Below are 20,099 nucleotides of genomic sequence, written 5' to 3' on the forward strand. Positions count from 1 at the left end.
GATAGGGGGTCCTTTTTGGACGCCGATTGACACCGAACGAACCGCTTCATCGAAATGATCGGCCTGATGCGAGGCATGCGCGCCGTGGAACATGCCGATGACCTCGACCCCGCGATCCTTTGCAAAGGCGGTGAAGGCTTCGGGCGACCCGAACAGCGGCAGGATGTCGGCCAGATCCCACGGAGCGATCTCGATCCCGTCGAAACCGAGCGCCGCCTGATATTTCAGGATCGTATCCCAGTCCGAATAATAGGCGGTATTGGTCTTGTCTTCGTAGTAGAACTCTCGGAAGTTATTGATCTGCCGATAGGGAATGCTCTTCCAATGGCACATATTGGCATAGCGGATATTGGGCATCGCGGAGACTCCGTCCGGCTTAATTCTGGAGATGGCTCAGGAACGCGCGCGTGCGCAGCAATGCCCGGAACGGGTCGCGCGTCTGGCGGGCGCTGCAGATGATCGGTCCGGCATAGCCCAGCTGGCCGAGTAGGCCGACGATAGCCGGCAGATCGACATTACCAGTACCCGGATCGCGGAAAACCTGCGTCGCGCGGTGCTCGGGGAACTCCGGATTGGGAGTCTTCCACGTCTCCGTATCGTCCACGAACGCCGTGTCGGTCAGGTGGACGCACCCGATCCGCTCGCGGTGCGCGGTGATGAAGGCCGCCGGATCGATCCCGGCGATGGTCAGGCTGGCGGTATCGACATCCAGCTTCACGTCGTCCGGCAGCCGTTCCAGCAGCGTCAAGATGCGGTCGCCACGGAACACGCTCCAATATTCGTTGCGCACCACCAGCGCGACGCCCGCCGCCCGAGCCTTTTCTGCGAGGCCGCCGAGCAGAGTAGCCACGCGATCGGTGAAGGATGCGAGCTTGTCCGCCAGATCGGGATGGTAATGAGCGATGCGCCCGTAATAGCCCGACGGACTGATCGCGAGGTAATCGGCCTTCAGATCGGCGGCATGCGCCAGCGCCTCGCCCGCGAAATGGCCGGTCGCACCGAAGTAGAAGTCGAGGTTGGCGTTGCGCAGGAACAGGTTCGAATCGAACGTCACGCCGGTAACCCGATCGATATCGCCCTTCGCCAGCGCGGCACGATAATTGTCGGCATTCTCATATTTGGCGTTGATGCAATAGCGGTTCATCGGGACGCCGCTGCGCCCGCCGAACTGCCACACCGGTTCGTAAGGAATCTCGACCGACCGAAACCCCGCCGCACCGATCAGCGGGTAGAGCTCTTCCCAAAAATACTTGCTTTCGTAGCGGTTTCGATTGGGTTCTTGATAATGACGGTTGATCAGGTCGAGGCTGATCGCGAATTGATCGCTGTGCATGCTTGAATCCAGGATTGACGGGCGCGTTTGGACGCACCGAAGACAGGAGAGTACGGCTCGCCATTAACCGGCAAGCATCCGCCGCGACTGATCGAGCGACTGCGCCATCGGTATCGTCGGAAAATATTCGAGGCCGATCGCCCCGTCATATCCGACCGCCCGCAGCGTCCGCATGACCTCGGCCCAATCCAGCGTACCGGTGCCCGGTTCGTTGCGATCGGGCATGTCAGCCACCTGCACATGGCCGACAAGGTGGATGCGACCAGCCAATACAGTCGCCATATCCTCACCCATCACCGCGCTGTGCCAGACGTCGTACAGCAACCGCAGGTTCGGGCTGTTCACCGCCTCGACCAGGTCGAGGCCGAGCTTGGTGCTGACCAGATACATGGTCGCGAACAGCCGCGTGTTGAGCGGTTCGAGCAGCAGCATCACGCCGGCCTCTTCCGCCGCATCGGCGGCAGCGCGCAGCGCGGTCACGGCGTTGGCGAAATGCTCTTCCTCGCTCAATCCGTCGACGCGAAAGCCCGATGCCACGATCAGGTTGGGTTTGCCGAGGATCGCCGTTGCCTCGATCGTTTCGCGCACGGCAGTCACCATCGCGTCGCGCTCGGTCGGGTCGACGATCGATTTGCGCGGGTCGACGCACAGGCTGGTCAGCCGCATGCCGGTATCGGCAAGTGCTTCGGCCATCGCCTCGATTGGCTTGTCCCGCCACAGATGAAATTCGGCGAGGTCGAGCCCGGCGTCCTTGACGGCGCGCAGGCGCGCGGCAAGGTCGCCCGCTTCGGCAAACTGCCATTCAATACAGGAGGATAGTGGATAGACCGCAGACATAGGACTCTTCCCATTCTACGGCCCCGTAACGCTGATCGCGTCCGTATGCCTGGCGGGGTCATTCCCGCTATTTTGTTCGGTATTGTTTACGGCGTTCGGCGCGGAAAGCAAGTTCGACGATGTCCGTGCAGCGCGTTGGCCAGCGTTCAGAACAGGATTCCCGCCAGCCAGAACGACCCCACGAAGATGGTCATGGTAGTCAACGCCATCGATGCGCAGCGCAGATTCTCGAACCGCCGCACCGGATGTTTCCCGGATGATTGCAACATGTCTCTCTCCTCAAGTTCCGTCCCGCATTATTCCTGCAGGTCCGGCGCTTCTCACTCGTAACAACTGCCGACGCTACGACCATTCGGCACCGAAATTTGCCGCAAGCGGCATCGCCAGTTGCGCCGGGACCCCTGGGTCACCGTTACCTCTCGTCCTCCTCGTCGTCGCCCGGGCGAGTATCCGCTTGTCACGCCGCCCTCGATGGCTGCTTCGGAGGCGGAAAGAGGCGCATCCGCGGCTCAGGCCTTCACGATCCGCTGATCGATGACGCCGAAAGCATCTGCTGCGCGCATCGTCACGCGGTCGCCGAAGCGAAGGAAGGGAGTCATCGACCGTCCGGCAATGACGTCGATGGCGCGGCGCTCGGACAGGCAGGTCGATCCGACCTCCGCATGGTTCGCGTTGGAAACGGTGCCCGATCCGATAATGGTTCCGGCGGGTAGATCGCGGGTGCGCGCAGCGTGGGCAATCAGTTCCTCGAAACCATAGGCCATCGCGTCACCGATCGGACTGCCGAACCATTCGCCGTTGATCTCGACGGTCAGCGGCAGGCAGACGCGGCCGTTCCGCCATGCGTCGCCCAGTGCATCTGGCGTGACCGCGAACGAGGCGACCGAACAGGCGGGTTTCGCCTGTACCCACCCGAAACCGGTCTTCATCTCGATCGGTGCGATGGTCCGCAGCGACCAGTCGTTGAGCAGGAGGATCAGTCGAACGTGCGCAAGCGCGTCGTCCGCCCTGCATCCCATCGGGACGTCGCCGGTAACGACCGCGAACTCGCCCTCGAAGTCGATGCCGTCCGCCTCGCTCGGGAACGGCACGTCCTGCGTCGCCGACAAAAAGCGATGCGACATGCCCTGGTACATCAACGGCTTGTCCGTCTCGATCGGCGGCAGGTTGAACGCCTGCTGCATCAGTTCGCCATGGGTCGGGAACGCCGATCCGTCGAGCCATTGCCATGCGCGCGGCAAGGGTGCGAGCAGCGTCTCCTGGTCAAGCAAGTCACCCTGCCCCGCCGCCAGTCGCTCGGCCAGCGCCCGCAGCACCGGCTCGGCCCGGCCCCAGTCGTCGAGCGCCGCCTGCAAGGTCATGTCGGCAGGCAGGCAACGTGCGGCGTCGTCGGACACCACCACCAGCGTTCCGTCGCGGCTGCCATCGGCGCGGGTCGCGAGCCTCATTGGTCGTCCTCGAAGATCGCGATAGCGCGGCACCAGCCCGCCGAGCCACGCTTCACCTTGACCGGCAAACACGACACGGTGAAGCCGGTCGCGGGCAGCCGGTCGAGATTGGTCAGCTTCTCCATGTGGCAATAGCCGATGTCGCGGCCCGCCTTGTGCCCTTCCCATACCAGCGAATAGTCGCCGGTTTCCGCCACCTTGGCGGCGGTATGACTGAACGGCGCGTCCCAGCTCCACGCATCGGTGCCGGTTACCCGGACCCCGCGAGAAGTCAGGTACAAGGTCGCCTCATAGCCCATGCCACAACCCTTCCCCAGAAAGTCCGCGCGTCCCAGCGCCGCACCGGCTGCGGTGTTCACCAGCACGATGTCGAGCGGTTGCAGGTCGTGGCCGACGCGTTCGAGCTCTGCCTCCACCTCCGCTGCCGTGACCACATGCCCATCGGGCAGATGGCGGAAGTCGAGCTTCACGCCGGGTTGCAGGCACCATTCCAATGGCACCTCGTCGATGGTCAGCGCCGGCTTCCCGCCATCCTGCGTCGGATGATAATGCCATGGCGCGTCGAGATGCGTGCCGTTGTGAGTGCTCAGCGTCAGCGTTTCCGACGCGGCAAAGCCCTGCCCCCCCGCCATCGCCTCTGCCGTGATACCGGGGAAGAACATCGCCGCTTCCGCGACGGTTTCGGCATGGGTCTGCCGGGTAATGGTCGGGCGCATGAACGGGGGGTCGGTAACGACGTCCGGATCGATCGCGATCGACAGGTCGACGATGCGGCGGGTCATGCGGCCCGCCCGCCCAGCGTTTCGACGAACCAGTCGGCCAACAGATCGCGGCCGTACGCCATATTGTCGGCGCCGACATGCTCCACACCCCCTTCGCGGGCGGTGAAGATCACCTTCTCGCGGCGTGGGCTGTTGACGAGTTGGTCATACAGGTCGTCGGCGTAGGCGACGTTGATCTGGCGATCGTTCGCCCCGTGGGTCACGAGGAACGGAACCGTGATCCGGTCCATGTGACCATTGAGGTTCATCGCTGCCGACTTCGCCAGGAAATCGTCCTGGTCCTGGGCACCGAACGCCCAGTGGACGTGTTTCCAGTAATGCGGGACCGGGTTCTCACCCTCGCGGGCCATGCGCTTGTCCTGCACCTCGCGCCAATTGTGGTTGGCACCCCAGACGGCGCCGCTGGAAAAGCGCGGTTCATAGGCGACCGCGCGCGGGGCAAAGTGGCCGCCCAGCGAAATGCCGGTCATTCCGATCCGCTTCGGATCGACATCGCTCTGCTGCTCCAGCCAGTCGACCGCCCTGCTCGCCCAGTGTTCGCTGTGCGGATCGACGGGCAGGTCCTGCAACCGCAGCGCCTCGCCAGAGCCGGGCTGGTCGACGCACAGGGTCGAGATGCCCCGCCGTGCCAGTTCATGCGGCAGGCGGGTCCAGAACAGCAGTTCCTTGCAGCTGTCCAGCCCGTTGCAGAACACGACGACAGGCTTGCGGCCCACGCCCGGGGCGCGGGTGTAGAGGGCCGGCATCGTGCCGGTTTCGAGCGGAATCTCGACCCGTTCGCGGTGCAGCTTGCCCAGCACCGTCGACCGGTCGAACGCTTCGCGTGCCTTGGCGTACGTCTCCTTGCGACCCGGCGCGCCGTGGCCCTGCATCCGCTCGGCAGTGAACAGGTATAGCGACGCCCGCTCCAGCTTGTTCGAAGCGGAGAAGGCGCGCCCCTTCGCCTCGTCTTCGGCGCCCAGTTCGATCAGCTTGGCGCCCATCGCTGCCCACGCCGCCATGAATTGGGGCGTGCCGGCATCGGCACCATTGGTGGTGGCGTCCTTCAGCAGCCGGCACATATCGATGATTTCACCGAGTTGCGCACCGCTCTCCATCGCGATCGCGACCGACAGGTTCCAGATGTAGTTGGGGAAGGGTTCGTAGAGCGCCATGATGCTTACGCCACTGCCGCCTGCCAAAGCCCGGCATCGGGCGAAGGCTTGGGCATGGTCTGCGGACCCCCGATGCCGCTGCCCCATTGATCCATCGTTTCGGGCTTTGGAATGTGGACCTGATGCTGGTGATGGTCGTCATCGACCTCCTCCAGCTCGGATGTGTATTCGACGACGTTATTGTTGGGCGTCGTGAAGTAACTGAACGTGTTGTTGCCCGCCGTATGGCGACCCGGCCCCCATTTGATGTCGACATCGTTGCGCTTGAGCCGGCCGACGCCGCGCATCATGTCGTCCATCGTCAGCACGTCATAGGCGACATGGTTGAAGCAGGGCGGCCCGGGCAGGAACGCCAGCCGGTGGTGCCAGCTGTTGCAGCGCATGAAGCACATGAAGTCACCCAGCCAGTCCGACACGCGGAAACCCAGCGCCTTTTCATACCACGCGACCAGCGCCTTGTGGTCGGGCGAGTGCATGACGACATGGCTGATCTTGACCGGGATCGCCTCGCCCTTGGCAAGTTCGCGTTTGCTGCCGCGCTCGACATCCGCCGAAATCTGCAGCGTGAAGCCGTTGGGGTCGAAGAAGCGGAAGCCATAGCCGCCGCCGAGCGTGTCCAGCTCGTGCGGCTCGCTGATGATCTTGCCGTCATTGGCCTTCACCTGTTCGAACAGCGCATCGACATCGGCGCGCGTTTCGGCCGCCCAGCCGATGACGTCGATCCGCTGCATCGCATCCTCGCGCAGGCGGACGACGTATTTTTCGTCGGTCCCTTCGGCCGCGAAATAGACCATCTCGTCGTCGCTCGGGACCTCGGTCAGGCCCCACACATCGGCATAGAAGCGGCGTTCGGCGGCAAGATCGGGAACGGCATAGCCGACGAAGCGGATTTCAGAAACGCGGGCCATGCTCGCCTCCATGGAGAAGAATGGGGGCCGGCATTCGCGATGCCGGCCCAGTCGGGGGGGTGTCAGAAGCGGAACGTGCCCTGCACGCCATAGGTGCGCGGCTGGCCGAAGTTCCAGTTGTAGATGTTGATCCCGCCGCCGGTGAACCCGGCATAGGTCTTCACCCGGTTGTTCTCGACGTTGCGGACATAGCCCTGGATGCTGAGCGCATCGCCCGGCAGCTTCAGTTCGAGGCTGAGGTCGGTGGTGGTGAACGCTTCGACCCGGTCGCCACGATAGTTGAATGCGGTCAGATAATATTCCGACTTGAACCGGCTGAACCCGTTGGCGACCAGTTCATACCCTTGCCCGAGGTCGATCGACTTGTTGTAGTTGATCCCGATCGTCCATTTCGGCGCCTGCGGTGCGGTGTTGCCCGCCAGATCCAGCGTCAGCCGCGGGACGTTCGTCGGCGGATTGGTCAGCGTCGGCGCCGGGATGCCGGCGAATTCCTGCAACTTGGCATCGATATAGTTGACGATCAGGCTCACCCGGTCATTCGGCGACAGCTTGATCGTGGTGTCGGTTTCGATACCCCATACCCGGCTCTTGCCCGCATTGAACGTGCGCGCGCCGACGGTTGTGTCGATATAGACCTGCACCTGCTGGTCCTGGTAATCATAGTAGAACGCGGATGCGTTGAACTCTAGCGTGTTGTTCAGGAACCGGTTCTTCGATCCGATTTCATAGGCGGTCAGGTTTTCCGCATTGAACGCGCCGACAAGATCGAAGCCGCCGCTTTTGAACCCGGTGCTGACCTTCGCATAGAGCAGATTGTCGCGCGCCGGCTTATATTCGACGCCGGCGGTCCAGGTGACCTTGTCTTCCGCATAGGTCGGGAAGCGGAACACCGCGCCGGGGCCGCTGCCGTCCGACGGCGGACGAACCATATTCTGCGTCCGGAAGAAGCCGTAGTTGATGTATTCGGCGTTCTTCTTGTCGTCGGTATAGCGCACGCCGCCGGTGAAGCTCAGCGTATCGGGGACGACCCAATAGGTCGCCTGGGCAAAGGCGGACTTGGATTCCGACTTCACATAGGGGCGATAGAAGAAGTTGGCGAAGGCGCTGGCGAGCGGCAGGTACAGGCCGCGCGCGATGATCTGGTTCTCATGGAAATAGAAGCCGCCGACCTGCCAGACGAAACTGCCCTGCGCCCCACCGTTCAGCCGGACTTCGTGGCTGTGGGTGCGGGTGTCGTAACGGTCGTTATAGAAGGTGAACTGTTCGGGCAGGAACCCGTTCTGCGGCAGGATCACCTGATTGTCGACGTGGCGATAGCCGCCGATATAGGTCAGCGTCGCCGGCCCGAAGTCGTAAGCGACCCGGCCCCGCACCGCATATTGCTGGCTCTTGAAATTGCCGCGACGGCCGAGCGGGAAGCTCGCCGGATCGAACGTCTGGGGCAGATCGACGAAGCTCGGTACCAGGCGTTGCGACAGCGTCGTATAGGTAGCGGGCGGCGCGACCGACGCCGGCAGTTCGGTAAGCCCCGGCGTGGCCGTATTGACCGGAAGGCCATATTGGACCGGGCCGGTCTGGTTCACGTCGACATATTCGCCGGCCAGATACACTTCGAGCGCGCCGGGCGCCAACAGGATGCTGCCGCGCACTGCATCGACATTGGCGTCATCGCCCCGACCGGCCAATGCGCCATTGTCGACATAGCCGTCATGTTCGTTGTGCAGCCCGGCGATGCGGATCGCGACGTCATTCCCCAGCGGCACGTTGACCGCACCGGTTGCGTAGATCGCGTTGTAATTGCCATAGCCCGCGGTCGCCGACCCTTCGAAGCTGCCCAGCACCGGCTTCGCCGCGACGATGTTCAGTGCACCGGCGGTCGAGTTGCGGCCGAACAGCGTCCCCTGCGGCCCGCGCAGCACCTCGATGCGTTCGAGGTCGAAGAAGTTGGCGTTGAGTGCCACGGGTCGGTTCACATATTCACCGTCGATCGACACGGTGAGCGCCGGGTCGGCGCTTTCGGAAATGTCCTGGCTGGACACGCCGCGGATCGCGATCTTGGTGAAGACCGAGTCGGGCGTGATGCCGAGATCGGGGGCGAGACGCTGCAGCCCGCTGACGTCGGTCACCGCCGCCTTGGTCAGGTCGGCACCGCTGACGGCGCGGATCGCGATCGGCGTGTCCTGCAGCCGGGTCGTGACCTTGGTCGCGGTGACGACGATTTCCTCGAGCTGGTTGTCGTCGCCCTGGCCGACGGTGGTGTCGTTCGCCGTGGTCGGCGGCGTGGCGCCGGTCGGTTCGGCGGTCTGCGCCCATGCCGGAGCGACCAGCCCGAGTGCAGTGCTAGCAAGCGCCATGCTGGCGATGCGGCGGAACGTCGTCATACGATCCCCTCTCCATGATATCGGAGGCGTATCCGCCCCTCGTTCAGAACTAGAATTGGTATTCTATTTATTGGTCAGGTCAAGCGGCTGAATCGAGCGCCGGGTCGATTTAATTTCGGCGGTCGTCAGAACATCGGATGCGGATTGCGCGCCGTGGTCGGCATCGGCTGGATCACGTCCCAATGCTCGACGATCTTGCCGTCCTTCAGCCGGTAGATGTCGGCGACCGCACCGCCGGGACTGGCCGGATCGGTCCGGCCGTGCAGGTGGATGACGGCCAGATCGCCATCGACGATGATCCGTTTCACGTCGAAGCGCGCGCCCGGCGTCGCAAACTTTTGCGCCAGCGCAGCGATCGCGGCGGCGCGCCCGTCGGGAATGCCTGGATTATGCTGGATATAGTCGGCCACCACGAACTTCTCGAACGCGCCGGCAACGTCGCGACGGCCATAGAATTGCTCGGCAAAGGCAGAGACGATCGCCCGGTTGCGTTCGGTTTCCGACGAGCGCGGCCGGGCGGCGACGGTCGATGCGACCAGCGTCGTCGCGATCAGCGCGGAGGCGACAAGACGGTTCATAGCGCAATCTCCAGGGTGAAGGGCAGATGGTCGCTGGCGGGGCCGACGGAGACGCGCGCGGTGGCCGCGCGATCCTGCCACCCCTGCCCCTGCCAGATGCGGAACAGGCGCGGTTCGGGCGTCACGCGAACGACGCCCGTTTCCCCGGGCGCAAGCGTAACCTTCGCAAAACCAACCAGCGCGAATTCGGGATCGTGGCGGTAGAGCTGGACGACCTCGCTACCCGACCGCGACCCGATATTGCGCAGCGTGACGAGCACGTCGCCGCCATCGGTCGTCGCATCGATCCAGTCGAACCGGGTATAGCCCCGCCCGGCGCCAAAGGCATGAAGCGGCGTCCGCCCGCGCGCGACCAGCCCGCGATAGCCGACCAGCACGTCGTCGTCATAGCGCAGGTCGCCGGTGGCATCGGGTTGCAGGGACAACGCCGGATAGTCGCCTTCGCTGCGCGCCAGCGTCACCGGCAGACGCCCGCCCGGCTCGCTGTCGCCCGCCAGCACGGCGGCCAGGGCGGGGCCGAACCCCTCCCCCGGATACCAGGCGGAGAGCAACGCCGAAGCGCGGTCGCCCCAGCCGGCATCGAAGGCATGCCCGATATTGGCGACGATCGCGACGTTGCGGTTCGCGGCGCACACCGCCTCGATCAGCGCGACCTGATCCGCGGCCAGCGCGGAATCGGCGCGGTCCTTGCTCTCGACGCTGGAGTCCGACGTTTCGCCGACCATCAGGATCACCGCATCGGCGGTCCGCGCCGCATCGACCGCACGCGCCAGCATCGCGGCCGCGCTGTCGGGAGTCCGGATGCCGTACCACAGGCCATGGACCCGCGCGCCGTCATAGGTGAATTCGACCTCGACCAGCACCCGCTGACCGGCGGCAAGCTGCACCTCGACGCTGTCGGCATCGCCGCGTTTCAGCGACCCCATGACGTCCGACGCCGCCATGCGTTCGGCGTGGTCGTGGACGACGCGGCCATCGACCCGCATCCGCACGGCACCGGTCGCGCCGACATAGAAACGGTGCGCGCCGTCCGCCTTTGCGGTGAACCAGCCGCTGGCCCGCACGCCGGCGGGACGATCGAACACCCCTTCGTCATGGACGCCGACAAACCACACGAGCGAATTGGTATCGCGGACCTCGCGAAAGATCGGATCGCCGGTCAGGTCGGTGTCGGCGAAATAATCGACGGTCATCCCCCGCGCTTCACCGTCGCGCGGCGTGACCGGCATCGACGGCAGGCGCGGTTGCGGATCGACGCCCGGTTCATAGACGATGGCGGCATCGCCATAGCGCGCGCGGATCGCATCGAGCGGTCGCAGCGCGTCGGGGGACAGCGCAATCTTGGCAAAGGTGCCGCCCTGATAGCAGGGCGCGGCGGCATTGGGGCCGATGACGGCGATGCGGGCATGTCGGCCGGGGACGAGCGGCAGCAGATCGCCCTCGTTGCGCAGCAGCACCATGCCGGCGGCCGCCGCCTCGACGAGGAGCGCGTCGGCATCTTCGGTCGGCGGCGTCTTGGTCCCCGACCAGCGCCGCCCGGCGCGCGCGGCGCGATCGGCGGCATCGGCCACACGTTCCGCCGCTACGTCCCCTGCCTCCACCGCGCCGACCGCCTTTGCGCCGACGAAGCGCGCGGGGCCGGGCATCTCGATATCCAGCCCGCCATTCAGGCTGCCGGCGGTCGAATGGGTGCCGAACCAGTCACTGATGAACGGACCATCGAAGCCCCATTCCCGTTTGACGATGGTCGAGATGTGGCCGTGTTCGGCGCACCAGGTCCCGTTGACCCGGTTATAGGCGGTGAGCATCGCCCCCGCCCCGGCCGCCGCGCACAATTCGAAGGGCAACAGATAGATTTCACGCAGCGCACGTTCGCCGACGACGGCGTTCATCCGGTCGCGGTCGGTTTCGCTGTCGTTGCACACCAGATGCTTCACGCAGGCACCGGTGCCGGTCGATTGCAGTCCGCGCGTCCACGCCGCCCCGGCAAGGCCGGTCAGCAGCGGGTCTTCCGAATAATATTCGAACGCGCGGCCGGCCAGCGGGCTGCGCGCCAGATTGACGTTGGGGGCCAGCACCATGTCGACGGTGCAGCGTATCGCTTCGCCGCCGACCAGCGCGCCGATCCGTTCGATCAGCGACAGGTCGAAGCTGGCGCCCAGTGCCGTGGCGCAGGGCGACAGCCGCGCGACATCGCGTTCGTCCACGCGCCCGCTGGCAATGCCCATCGGCCCGTCGCTCAGGTGCAGCGACGGGATGTCGGCGTGCGGGATCGCGGCCGTGCGCCACATCGACGCACCGGCGGTCAGGCTGGCCTGTTCGGCGAGGGTCAGCGGGATCACGCCACCGGCTCCAGCCGAAAGGCCATGATCTGCCGCGCCATGGTCGCAATCTGTCCGCCGATGCCGTTATCGGCCAGGGCACCGTCGGCAGCGAACGGCTTTTGCGCGATGGAGTTGATCGCGATGCCGGCGGGGGTCGGCCAGCCGCGCATCGCGTGGACGATCCCACGCAGCGCAGCCAGCGTGACGCCGCCCGCCTGCCATCCCGCCGCCGATACGATCAGCCCGACCGGCATCCCGTCGAAATAGACGCGGTCGTCGCCGCGCAGATCCTCCAGCAGGTCGATCGCGTTCTTGACCACGCCCGACACCCCGCCATGATAACCGGGCGTGCCGATCACCAGGCCGTCCGCCGCGCGCAACGCCGCGACGAACGCCGCCTGCTCGGGCGTACGCTCGGGCCGTTCGGGGTTGAAATGGGGTAGCGCCGCCAGTGCCGGGCCGTCGAACATCGTCGTCCGTGCGCCCAGTTCCTCGCATTCGGTCAGCACCGCCCGCACGAGCATCTCGCTCGACGATCGCGGGCGGAAGGTGCCGCCGATGCCAACGATGTGTCGTGCCATCGCCGTTACGCCTTCCTGAACGCGGGCATTACCTTTTCCGACAGCAGCCGGAGCGTCTGGTCGCCCAGCCGCAGCCGTTCGTCGGTCAGCGGTCCGGTGGTCGTGCCGCACAGGATGTTGCCGATGCCGAGTTCTTCGTAGGGCTTGAGGTGCTCGATCACCGTTTCGGGCGATCCGTACAGGCACCAGGTACCGATCCAGTCCTCGGTCAGCGCGTTGGGTGTCCGGTCGGTCTTCTTGTTCGCGTCGTTCGATTCGGCGCGGGCGTTGAATTCCGCTTCACGCTCGATCGCGTCCTGATAGGCGCGCAGGATCGCCATCATCTCGTCGCGGGCCTGTTCGTCGCTGTCGGCGACATGAACCAGCTGATAGGTGTGCGTCGTCCAGTCGAGCGCGCGGGCAATCTTGTCGGCGCTATGCCCCGCCTCCTCCAGCATCGTGCGATAGATGCCGAAGAATTTGGCGACATGGGTCATCGGCTCGGTCCCGCCGATCTTGGGCGGGGTAAAGGCGGGGATGAACGCCGGCCATGCGTTCTCGGCGGCGCGCCGGGCGCTCGATTCCTTCATCGCCACCGGCATCAGCCGGGCATGGCCCTCGCTATAGGCGGCCGGCGCGATGCGTTGCAGGACGCGGCCCTGGTGCGGGCCGTTGTCGATTTCGACCGCCGGGTCGTCCATCGTCTTGGCCCAGAGCTGTTCGGCGATGGCCAGGTTCTTTTCGGAAATCGCGCCGGCATCGCGGTAATCGACGCCGAAGCCGATCATCTCCTCGGGCGTGGTGCCCGATCCGACGCCGACCAGCAGCTTGCCGTCGGTCAGCTGGTCGAGGATGTTGATACGCTCGACGAAGCGGACCGGATGGTGGAGCGGCACCGAGGTCACGGAAAAGCCGAAATGCATGTGCGGGAATTTCGCCGCCAGATACGCCGCGAACATGTAGCTGTCGCTGGCGATCGGCATATAGCCGTTGAAGTGATGGTCCGGCAGGAACAGCGCGTCGAAACCCAGCGCGGCGGCGCGTTCGGCGTGGCTGGTCAGGTTGTGTATCAGCGCCCGGTCCTGCTCCGGCGCCATCGAACGTGCATTGAGGAACACCGAGAAACGCATCCGACCTCTCCCTTTTCACGCCCGCTTGTCGCGGTGCGCGGTTGCCGCCCGATGCCGGGTGGACTAAACTGAAATTAGAACTGTTATTCTGATATGCCGTCGTTCCGGGGGCTGTCAATGGGGTGCCGATGGATATCGAAACGATCATGGCGAAGGCGCGCGCGCCGCAGCAGGGGCGCAGCAAGGCCAGCTTCGAGCGGATGCTGACGACCGCCGAGGAACTGATGAAGCAGCGCGGATCGGACGAATTCACGCTGAACGAGGTGGCGAAGCACGGGAAGGTTTCGATCGGATCGATCTATTGCCGGTTCGACAGCAAGGAGGACCTGGTCCATGTCGTGCAGCTGCGCGTGCTGGAGCGAGTCGATACCGACATGCTGGCGGCGATCGCGGGGGTGCAGGAACGCGGCGGCGACCTGATCGACATGGTGCACGACCTGGTCGATTCGATCGCGGACGTGCTGCGCCGCTATGCCGAGGTGATGCGTCCGCTGATGCTGCGCGCGAGCGGCGATCCGGTCATCGCCTCGATCGGCAAGCGCAGCTATTCGCGGACCAGCGAGGCGGTGATCGACGCGCTGCTGACGTGCGAGAAGGAAATCCGCCACCCCGATCCGCGCCATGCCGCCGATGCCGGTTTCCGCATCGTCTATGCCGCGATCGCTCGCTATCTGGGGTTCGGTTCGTCGCTCGACGCGGCGGGCGAAGGCGACTGGAATCAGTTAAAGAACGACCTCGGCGACATGCTCGCCGCCTATTTGCGCACCGCGCCGAAGGGAAGCCACGGGGCCGCTTGACAACGGCACCGATCCACGTTCAAATCAGAATAATAATTCTGATAAGCGCCACATTCGTCGGTGCGCGGGACGAGGATGAGGAGCGTCATGGCCGAAAAGGGCTGGACCCGGCGCGAGACGCTGGGCGGTGCCGCGCTGTTCGCGCTGGCGGTGGGGATACCCGTTGCCGCGATACGGATGGACGATGCGGCGGAAGGGGTGACCGATCGCCAGCGCCTGATGCTGCGCCACGTCGCGCAGACCGTCATCCCGCGCACCGCGACGCCCGGCGCCGGCGATATCGGTGCACATGACTTCGTAATTCTCGGCCTCGCGCACGGCCTCGACGGGACGCGGGCACCGGCGGCGGGGGCGGCGTTGCCCGCGACCATGGCGCGCCACCTGCGGCAGGACGGCACGCTCGACTATCTCGACTGGCTCGAATGGCAGCTCGACTCGCGCGCGCAGGGCGACTTCCTGGCCGCCACCCCTGCCCGGCGGCAGGCGGCGGTCGGTGCGATCGATGCGGAAGCCTTTGCACAGGCCGATCGCGATGCGCCCGAATCGCCGTGGAAGAAGCTGAAGGCGCTGATCCTCACCGCCTATTACACGTCGGAAACCGGCGGCTCGCGCGAGCTGCAATATGAGCTGGTCCCCGGGAAATGGGAACCGGACCTCCCCTTTGTTCCCGGCAGTCGCGCATGGTCGAGCGACTGGACCGCGGTGGAGTTCAGCTGATGAGCGATGCATTGTTCGACGCGATCGTGATCGGGTCGGGAATTACCGGCGGCTGGGCGGCCAAGGAGCTGACCGAGGCGGGGCTGAAGGTCCTGATGCTCGAACGCGGGGCGATGATCGAACATGGCGCGGGCTATGTGAACGAGACGAAGGCGCCGTGGGATCTGGAGTTCCGGGGACTGGGCGACGCCGCGCTGTACGAGACCGACTATGCGTTCCAGCGCAAGAACCGGCATTTCACCGAATTCACCCAGGACCGCTTCGTCAACGACCGCGAGAACCCGTACACGACCGACGGCGATACCCAGTTCAACTGGTGGCGCAGCCACGGCTTGGGCGGACGATCGCTGTCCTGGGGGCGGCAATGCTATCGCTGGTCGGATTACGACTTCGACGCCAATCGCCGCGACGGGCACGGCACCGACTGGCCGATCCGCTATGCCGATATTGCGCCGTGGTATGACAAGGTCGAGGAGTTCGTCGGCGTGGCGGGCATGGCGGAGGGGCTGCCGCAGCTGCCCGATGGCCGCTTCCTGCCACCGATGGCGCTGAACCCGGTCGAGCAACATGTGCGATCGGTGATCGGTGAGCGCTGGCCCGGACGGCGGCTGACGGTCGGGCGCAACGCGAACCTGACCGAGGCCAGGCCCGATCAAGGTCGCGCGGCGTGCCAATATCGCTCGATCTGCCCGCGCGGCTGTTCCTATGGCGCCTATTTCTCGACGCAGAGTTCGACGCTGCCGGCGGCGCAGAAGACCGGCAACCTGACGCTGATCACCGATGCGGCGGTCGAGGCGATCGAGCATGACCCCGCCACCGGCCGCGCGACCGGCGTGCGCTTCATCGATACCAAGAGCGGCGAGCGCAAACGGGCGACGGCACGAATCGTGTTCCTGAATGCGGGATCATTCAACAGCGTCGGCGTGCTGCTGCGCTCGGCGACCGAAGCCAACCCGAACGGCCTCGCCAATTCGAGCGGCGTGCTCGGCACCCATATCATGGACCATGCGCAAACCGTTGCCGGCATCGCGATCATGCCGGGGTTCGAGGACCATACCTATTTCGGCAACCGCCCGACCGGCGTCGTCATCCCCCGCTTCCGCAACCTCGGCACCATCGACGGCAACGGACACACGCGCGGCTTTTCCTATCAGGGTGGCGCGTTCCGCGCGGCATGGACGCGGGGCAAGCGCGATGCCGGGATCGGCGCGGACTACAAGAACGGCCTGCGCGAGCCGGGTCCGTGGCGGATGGTGCTGGTCGCCTTTGCCGATTCGATCCCGCGCGCGACCAACCGCATCACGCTCGACCCGACGGTGAAGGATTCGATCGGCCTGCCCGCGCTGCGCATCGCGTTCGAACATGGCGCGGAGGAACGCGCCGCGCTGGCCGATGCGAAGGCGGAAGCCGCGGCGATGCTGACCGCAGCCGGCGGCCATGTGATCATGGGCCTCGACCAGCCCAGCCCCGGCGGTTCCGCGATTCACGAGATGGGCGGCGCGCGGATGGGCCATGATCCCCGCACCAGCGTGCTGAACAAGTGGAGCCAGGCGCACGACGTCGCCAACCTGTTCGTCACCGACGGCGCGCAGATGTCGTCCTCGGCCTGCCAGAACCCGTCGCTGACCTACATGGCGCTGACGGCGCGCGCCTGTGCGACGGCGGTGTCGATGCTGAAGGAAGGCGCGCTCTGATCCCAGTCTGCTAGCGGGCACATCCCGCCAGGCACCGCAGCGTCGGTGCCGCCCGGAGTGAAAGAAGATGACCGTTGCCGCATCCGCCCAAAGGCCGCTCGCCGCCGGGGAGCCGCGCGCTCCCCGCCGCTCCCGTACCGTAGCGGAGCGTTAAGTCATGCAGGCGATGCGGGAAGACCTTCCGCTTGCTTCGCCGCCGCTGCGGCGATCGGCCAAGCTCGCTTACGGGCTGGGCGACTTCGGGTTCGGCCTGTCGTGGAACATGGTGGGCGCGTTCCTGCTGTTCTTCTACACCGATGTCGCGCTGCTGCCGGCGGCGGCGGTCGGCACGTTGCTGCTGGTGTCGCGACTGGCCGATGCCGCGATCGATCCGGTGATCGGGGTGCTGGTCGACCGGACGCGTGGGCGCAGCGGACGGGCGCGGCCGTGGTTCAAATGGGGCGCGATCCCATTCGGGCTGCTGTGCGCCGCGACCTTCTGGATGCCGCCGCTGGGCGAGAATGGCCGGCTGCTCTGGGCGATCGCGACCTTCGCCGCGCTCGGCATCCTGTTTTCGGCGATCAACATTCCCTATGGCGCGCTGCTGCCGATGATGACCAACCGCAATGGCGAGCGGCTGACGCTCGGCAGCCTGCGCGCCGCCGGCACCGCGATCTCGGTCATCGTCGCCACCGCCGCGACCATGCCGCTGGTGGGAGCACTGGGGGGTGGCGATCAGCGGCTGGGGTTCCTGATCGTCGGCGGGCTGTTCGGCCTGATCACCACCGTGACGACGCTCAACCTGCTGCGCTGTCCCGAACAGGTCCATGCCGTCGAACCGCCGGTCGCCCAGGCGATCTGGCCGCAGGTGCGCGCGATGCTGGGCAACCGGGCGTGGAACACCGTGTTCCTGTTCGCGCTGCTCAATTTCGTCCGGTTCGGCGCGGTGCTGGCGATCACGCCGTTCTTCGCGATCAACGTACTGGGCAAGCCGTGGATGATCTCGATCCTGCTGCCGGCGGTATCGGGCACGCTGTTGATCGGATCGGTCATCGCCCCGCCCTATTTCAAGCGGCTGGGGATGCGGCGCGGCAACCTGATCGCGCTGCTGGCGGCATTGCCGCTGTTCGCCGCGCTGCCGCTGGTCGAAGGATCGACCGCCGGGTTCCTGACGCTCTACCTGCTGGGATCGGTGCTGCTGAGCATCACCATGACCGCGATCTTTGCGATGGCGGCGGAGGCGATCGAATATCACGAACAGCTGACCGGCACGCGCAACGAAGGGCTGCTGTCGTCGGGCATCAGCCTGTCGACCAAGATCGGCATGGCGGTCGGCGGTGCGCTGGTCGCGTTCGGCCTGGCAAGCATCGGCTATGTGCCCGGCAAGGGCGGCGGCGAGGTCGTAACCGGGCTGCGGTGGCTGTATTATGCGCCGATCGTAGCGTGTCTGGTTGCGCAGATGGTGGTGATCGCACGCTATCCGGCGATCGCGCGGCCGGCGTGATTTGGGGGCGGCATGCCGTTCCTGCCGGGCGCGATCGGCATGCGTCCATGGTCGTTATTCCCGCGCAGGCGGGGGGCCCAGCTATGCCACGCACTCTCCGGCGGCGCGGTTGTCGCGTACCCCCGCGCAGGCGGGGGTCCAGGGCCAAACAAAACCATGGCTTGCGAATGTGGCTCTGGGTCCCCGCCTCCGCGGGGGTACGCCGTATGCTTTGGTTGCCGCGTCAATCGCGCGGTCTGGACCCCCGCCTGCGCGGGGGTACGGGCGGGTCGGTGGATAGGGAGTGGACTGTCGCAAAGGTCTCGCACAGTCGAAAATCCATGGGCGCACCCGTTTCGTTTCACGTCGCCACACTGACGTTTACGGCCTCCCACCTACGCAGGAGTGACGATCGGGGAACTGTCCGGGCAAGCCCCGTTGCAGGTCAGGTCAGGCTTCATCCCTGTCGGACGCGACGTGCTATTACGGGGAGACCCCAGCTTTCGCTGGGGTGACGGGCTTTTGGCCAACGAAATGGGGGCGGCGTCCTGTAGGACCCGCCCCCGCACTCGCGCCGCAAAGGCCCGTCAGCGCAGCGTCAGCGTCTTCGCATCCTTGGTCGTCGGCACGAACGGCAGGTAGGAGATCCGCATCGTCTCGGCCAGCTCGATGCGATGGTCACCGGGCGTCAGTCCGCCGCTGCGCTTCACGCCGACCACGGCCTTCTCGCCGAAGTTCCAGCGGTCGCCATATTCGCTCTCCATCTGGTCGAGCGTCCAGGTCCGGCCGCGCAGGGTCACGGTGATGTCGTCGCGCGGCACCGGTTCGCCATCGACGCTGACCGCGACATTCTCGATCATCGAGACGCCGAGGCCGCGATAATAGGGAAGCCGCGCCTCGATGCTGAAGCCGTCGTCGGTCGCCTTCAGGCTGTCGTCCACGATCATCTTGTTATCGAACATGTCGGTGTCCTTCAGGCAGCGATGGCGTTGGTGGCGGGGGCATCGATCAGGCGCTTCAGCATCTCCTGATGCCGGCGGACCTGTTCGACCGAGTCGACCTCGTACGCGTCCTCGATCCAGCGATTTCCTTCATATTCCGAACAGATATAGCCGTCATAGCCGCCCTGGTTCAGCACGCCCACGATCCTGGCATAGTCGATCGACGGTTCGACCAGATCGGCATCCATCTGATAGAATTTGCCGTGGATGTGATGGATACGGTGCATGTAATCGAGCATCCGCTTCGGCTCGTAGGCGGCATTGTGGCGCAGCGTTTCGGCCATGGCCAGTGCGGGTCCGGTGCCGCCCATGTCGCGCACGTTCAGGATGACATATTCGCTCAGGACCCGGTCCTCATACGCCTTCACGATATAGTCGGCGATGTGTTGCGGCACGCCGTTGCGGATGAAGCGTTCCTTCCACACCGGCGGAAAGGCGGTGAGGAACATGCCCATGTCGGGCAGAAAGCCCAGCGCATCGCTGCCCGACTTCTCGAAAGCCTCGGCATGGCGGACGATCCACGGGTGATCGAAATGCAGCGGGGCGTGCACCTCGATCAGCAGCTTGACGCCCTTCTCCTCGGCATAGGGTGCCGCCGCGACCAGCACGTCGGGGGCGATCGAGACGAGGGCGCGGAGATATTTCACGCCGAGGCGCGCGCCGAAGTCGATGTCCTTGCGGATGCTCGCGACCTGTTCGTCGAACGGCATCTCGCGGCCCTTGTACCGCTTGTAATCGAGCATGAAGTCGTGGGCGACCGGCACCGCGCCGTACTTCGCGATCAGCTGGTGCCATTCGGCGATCTTTTCGTCGGCCACGCCCGCTTCCGGCCAGCCCCAGAAGGTCTGTTCGCCGATCACCTCGATCCCCGGTGCGCCCAGTTCGACGCTGGTGCGGATGCAGTCCTCCAGCGTCATTTTGCCGAGAAAGGTTTCGTTCTGGTAGCTGTAGAGGCTGACGCCCCGTTTGATCGTCATGACCATCGTCCTGCAA

General features: G+C 65.4%; 18 protein-coding genes and 1 pseudogene. 4 read left to right on the forward strand and 15 right to left on the reverse strand.

The window, feature by feature from the left end; all coding sequences use genetic code 11:
- From AVT10_RS11755 to AVT10_RS11810, 13 genes and pseudogenes are all read right to left on the reverse strand, one after another.
- Positions 1-357 (reverse strand): annotated as a pseudogene (locus tag AVT10_RS11755) (sugar phosphate isomerase/epimerase family protein); the annotation flags it as partial.
- Between the two features lie 19 nt (positions 358-376).
- Complete coding sequence (locus AVT10_RS11760; RefSeq protein WP_066691514.1) at positions 377-1,333, reverse strand: sugar phosphate isomerase/epimerase family protein; 957 nt, start codon at positions 1,331-1,333, stop codon at positions 377-379.
- A gap of 63 nt (positions 1,334-1,396) precedes the next feature.
- On the reverse strand, positions 1,397-2,170 hold the full coding sequence (locus tag AVT10_RS11765) for a sugar phosphate isomerase/epimerase family protein (protein WP_066691516.1): 774 nt from the start codon (positions 2,168-2,170) through the stop codon (positions 1,397-1,399).
- Between the two features lie 146 nt (positions 2,171-2,316).
- Complete coding sequence (locus AVT10_RS18870; protein WP_269746914.1) at positions 2,317-2,439, reverse strand: hypothetical protein; 123 nt, start codon at positions 2,437-2,439, stop codon at positions 2,317-2,319.
- A 240-nt stretch (positions 2,440-2,679) separates the two neighbouring features.
- Complete coding sequence (locus tag AVT10_RS11770; protein WP_066691518.1) at positions 2,680-3,618, reverse strand: fumarylacetoacetate hydrolase family protein; 939 nt, start codon at positions 3,616-3,618, stop codon at positions 2,680-2,682.
- Positions 3,615-4,400, reverse strand: coding sequence for a cyclase family protein (locus tag AVT10_RS11775; RefSeq protein ID WP_066691521.1), 786 nt, complete (start codon positions 4,398-4,400; stop codon positions 3,615-3,617). Before AVT10_RS11775 ends, AVT10_RS11770 begins: the two co-directional genes overlap by 4 nt.
- The gene (locus AVT10_RS11780) at positions 4,397-5,554 is read right to left on the reverse strand and encodes an alpha/beta hydrolase family protein (protein WP_066691522.1); all 1,158 of its coding nucleotides are present in this window, start codon (positions 5,552-5,554) and stop codon (positions 4,397-4,399) included. The genes AVT10_RS11775 and AVT10_RS11780 overlap by 4 nt, the downstream gene beginning before the upstream one ends.
- Before the next feature lie 5 nt (positions 5,555-5,559).
- The gene (locus AVT10_RS11785; protein ID WP_066691643.1) at positions 5,560-6,462 is read right to left on the reverse strand and encodes a VOC family protein; all 903 of its coding nucleotides are present in this window, start codon (positions 6,460-6,462) and stop codon (positions 5,560-5,562) included.
- A gap of 62 nt (positions 6,463-6,524) precedes the next feature.
- Entirely contained in the window at positions 6,525-8,843 is a 2,319-nt protein-coding gene (locus AVT10_RS11790; RefSeq protein WP_066691524.1) for a TonB-dependent receptor, read from the reverse strand.
- Between the two features lie 125 nt (positions 8,844-8,968).
- Positions 8,969-9,421 (reverse strand): nuclear transport factor 2 family protein, encoded by a 453-nt coding sequence (locus AVT10_RS11795; RefSeq protein ID WP_066691526.1) that lies wholly within the window; start codon positions 9,419-9,421, stop codon positions 8,969-8,971.
- A complete protein-coding gene (locus AVT10_RS11800; RefSeq protein WP_157092768.1) occupies positions 9,418-11,763 on the reverse strand; it encodes a glycoside hydrolase family 3 protein in 2,346 nt (781 codons plus the stop codon). The genes AVT10_RS11795 and AVT10_RS11800 overlap by 4 nt, the downstream gene beginning before the upstream one ends.
- Positions 11,760-12,326, reverse strand: coding sequence for an NADPH-dependent FMN reductase (locus tag AVT10_RS11805; RefSeq protein WP_066691533.1), 567 nt, complete (start codon positions 12,324-12,326; stop codon positions 11,760-11,762). The genes AVT10_RS11800 and AVT10_RS11805 overlap by 4 nt, the downstream gene beginning before the upstream one ends.
- A 5-nt stretch (positions 12,327-12,331) precedes the next feature.
- Entirely contained in the window at positions 12,332-13,435 is a 1,104-nt protein-coding gene (locus tag AVT10_RS11810; RefSeq protein WP_066691545.1) for an LLM class flavin-dependent oxidoreductase, read from the reverse strand.
- A 128-nt stretch (positions 13,436-13,563) separates the two neighbouring features.
- Between AVT10_RS11810 and AVT10_RS11815 the strand changes: the two genes are divergently transcribed.
- The 4 genes from AVT10_RS11815 (at position 13,564) to AVT10_RS11830 (ending at position 18,126) form a co-directional block, all read left to right on the forward strand.
- Positions 13,564-14,232, forward strand: coding sequence for a TetR/AcrR family transcriptional regulator (locus AVT10_RS11815; protein WP_066691548.1), 669 nt, complete (start codon positions 13,564-13,566; stop codon positions 14,230-14,232).
- 75 nt (positions 14,233-14,307) lie between these two features.
- Positions 14,308-14,949, forward strand: coding sequence for a gluconate 2-dehydrogenase subunit 3 family protein (locus AVT10_RS11820; RefSeq protein WP_232308003.1), 642 nt, complete (start codon positions 14,308-14,310; stop codon positions 14,947-14,949).
- Complete coding sequence (locus AVT10_RS11825) at positions 14,949-16,643, forward strand: GMC oxidoreductase (RefSeq protein WP_066691555.1); 1,695 nt, start codon at positions 14,949-14,951, stop codon at positions 16,641-16,643. The genes AVT10_RS11820 and AVT10_RS11825 overlap by 1 nt, the downstream gene beginning before the upstream one ends.
- 166 nt (positions 16,644-16,809) lie before the next feature.
- Entirely contained in the window at positions 16,810-18,126 is a 1,317-nt protein-coding gene (locus AVT10_RS11830; protein WP_198158576.1) for an MFS transporter, read from the forward strand.
- Between the two features lie 566 nt (positions 18,127-18,692).
- On the opposite strand, the gene AVT10_RS11835 is transcribed toward AVT10_RS11830, so the two are convergent.
- Both AVT10_RS11835 and AVT10_RS11840 read right to left on the reverse strand, forming a co-directional pair.
- The gene (locus AVT10_RS11835; protein ID WP_066691565.1) at positions 18,693-19,067 is read right to left on the reverse strand and encodes a C-glycoside deglycosidase beta subunit domain-containing protein; all 375 of its coding nucleotides are present in this window, start codon (positions 19,065-19,067) and stop codon (positions 18,693-18,695) included.
- 11 nt (positions 19,068-19,078) lie between these two features.
- A complete protein-coding gene (locus AVT10_RS11840) occupies positions 19,079-20,089 on the reverse strand; it encodes a sugar phosphate isomerase/epimerase family protein (protein ID WP_066691568.1) in 1,011 nt (336 codons plus the stop codon).
- Positions 20,090-20,099 lie beyond the last annotated feature (10 nt).

Source organism: Sphingomonas hankookensis (assembly GCF_001619955.1).
Taxonomy (GTDB): domain Bacteria; phylum Pseudomonadota; class Alphaproteobacteria; order Sphingomonadales; family Sphingomonadaceae; genus Sphingomonas; species Sphingomonas hankookensis_A.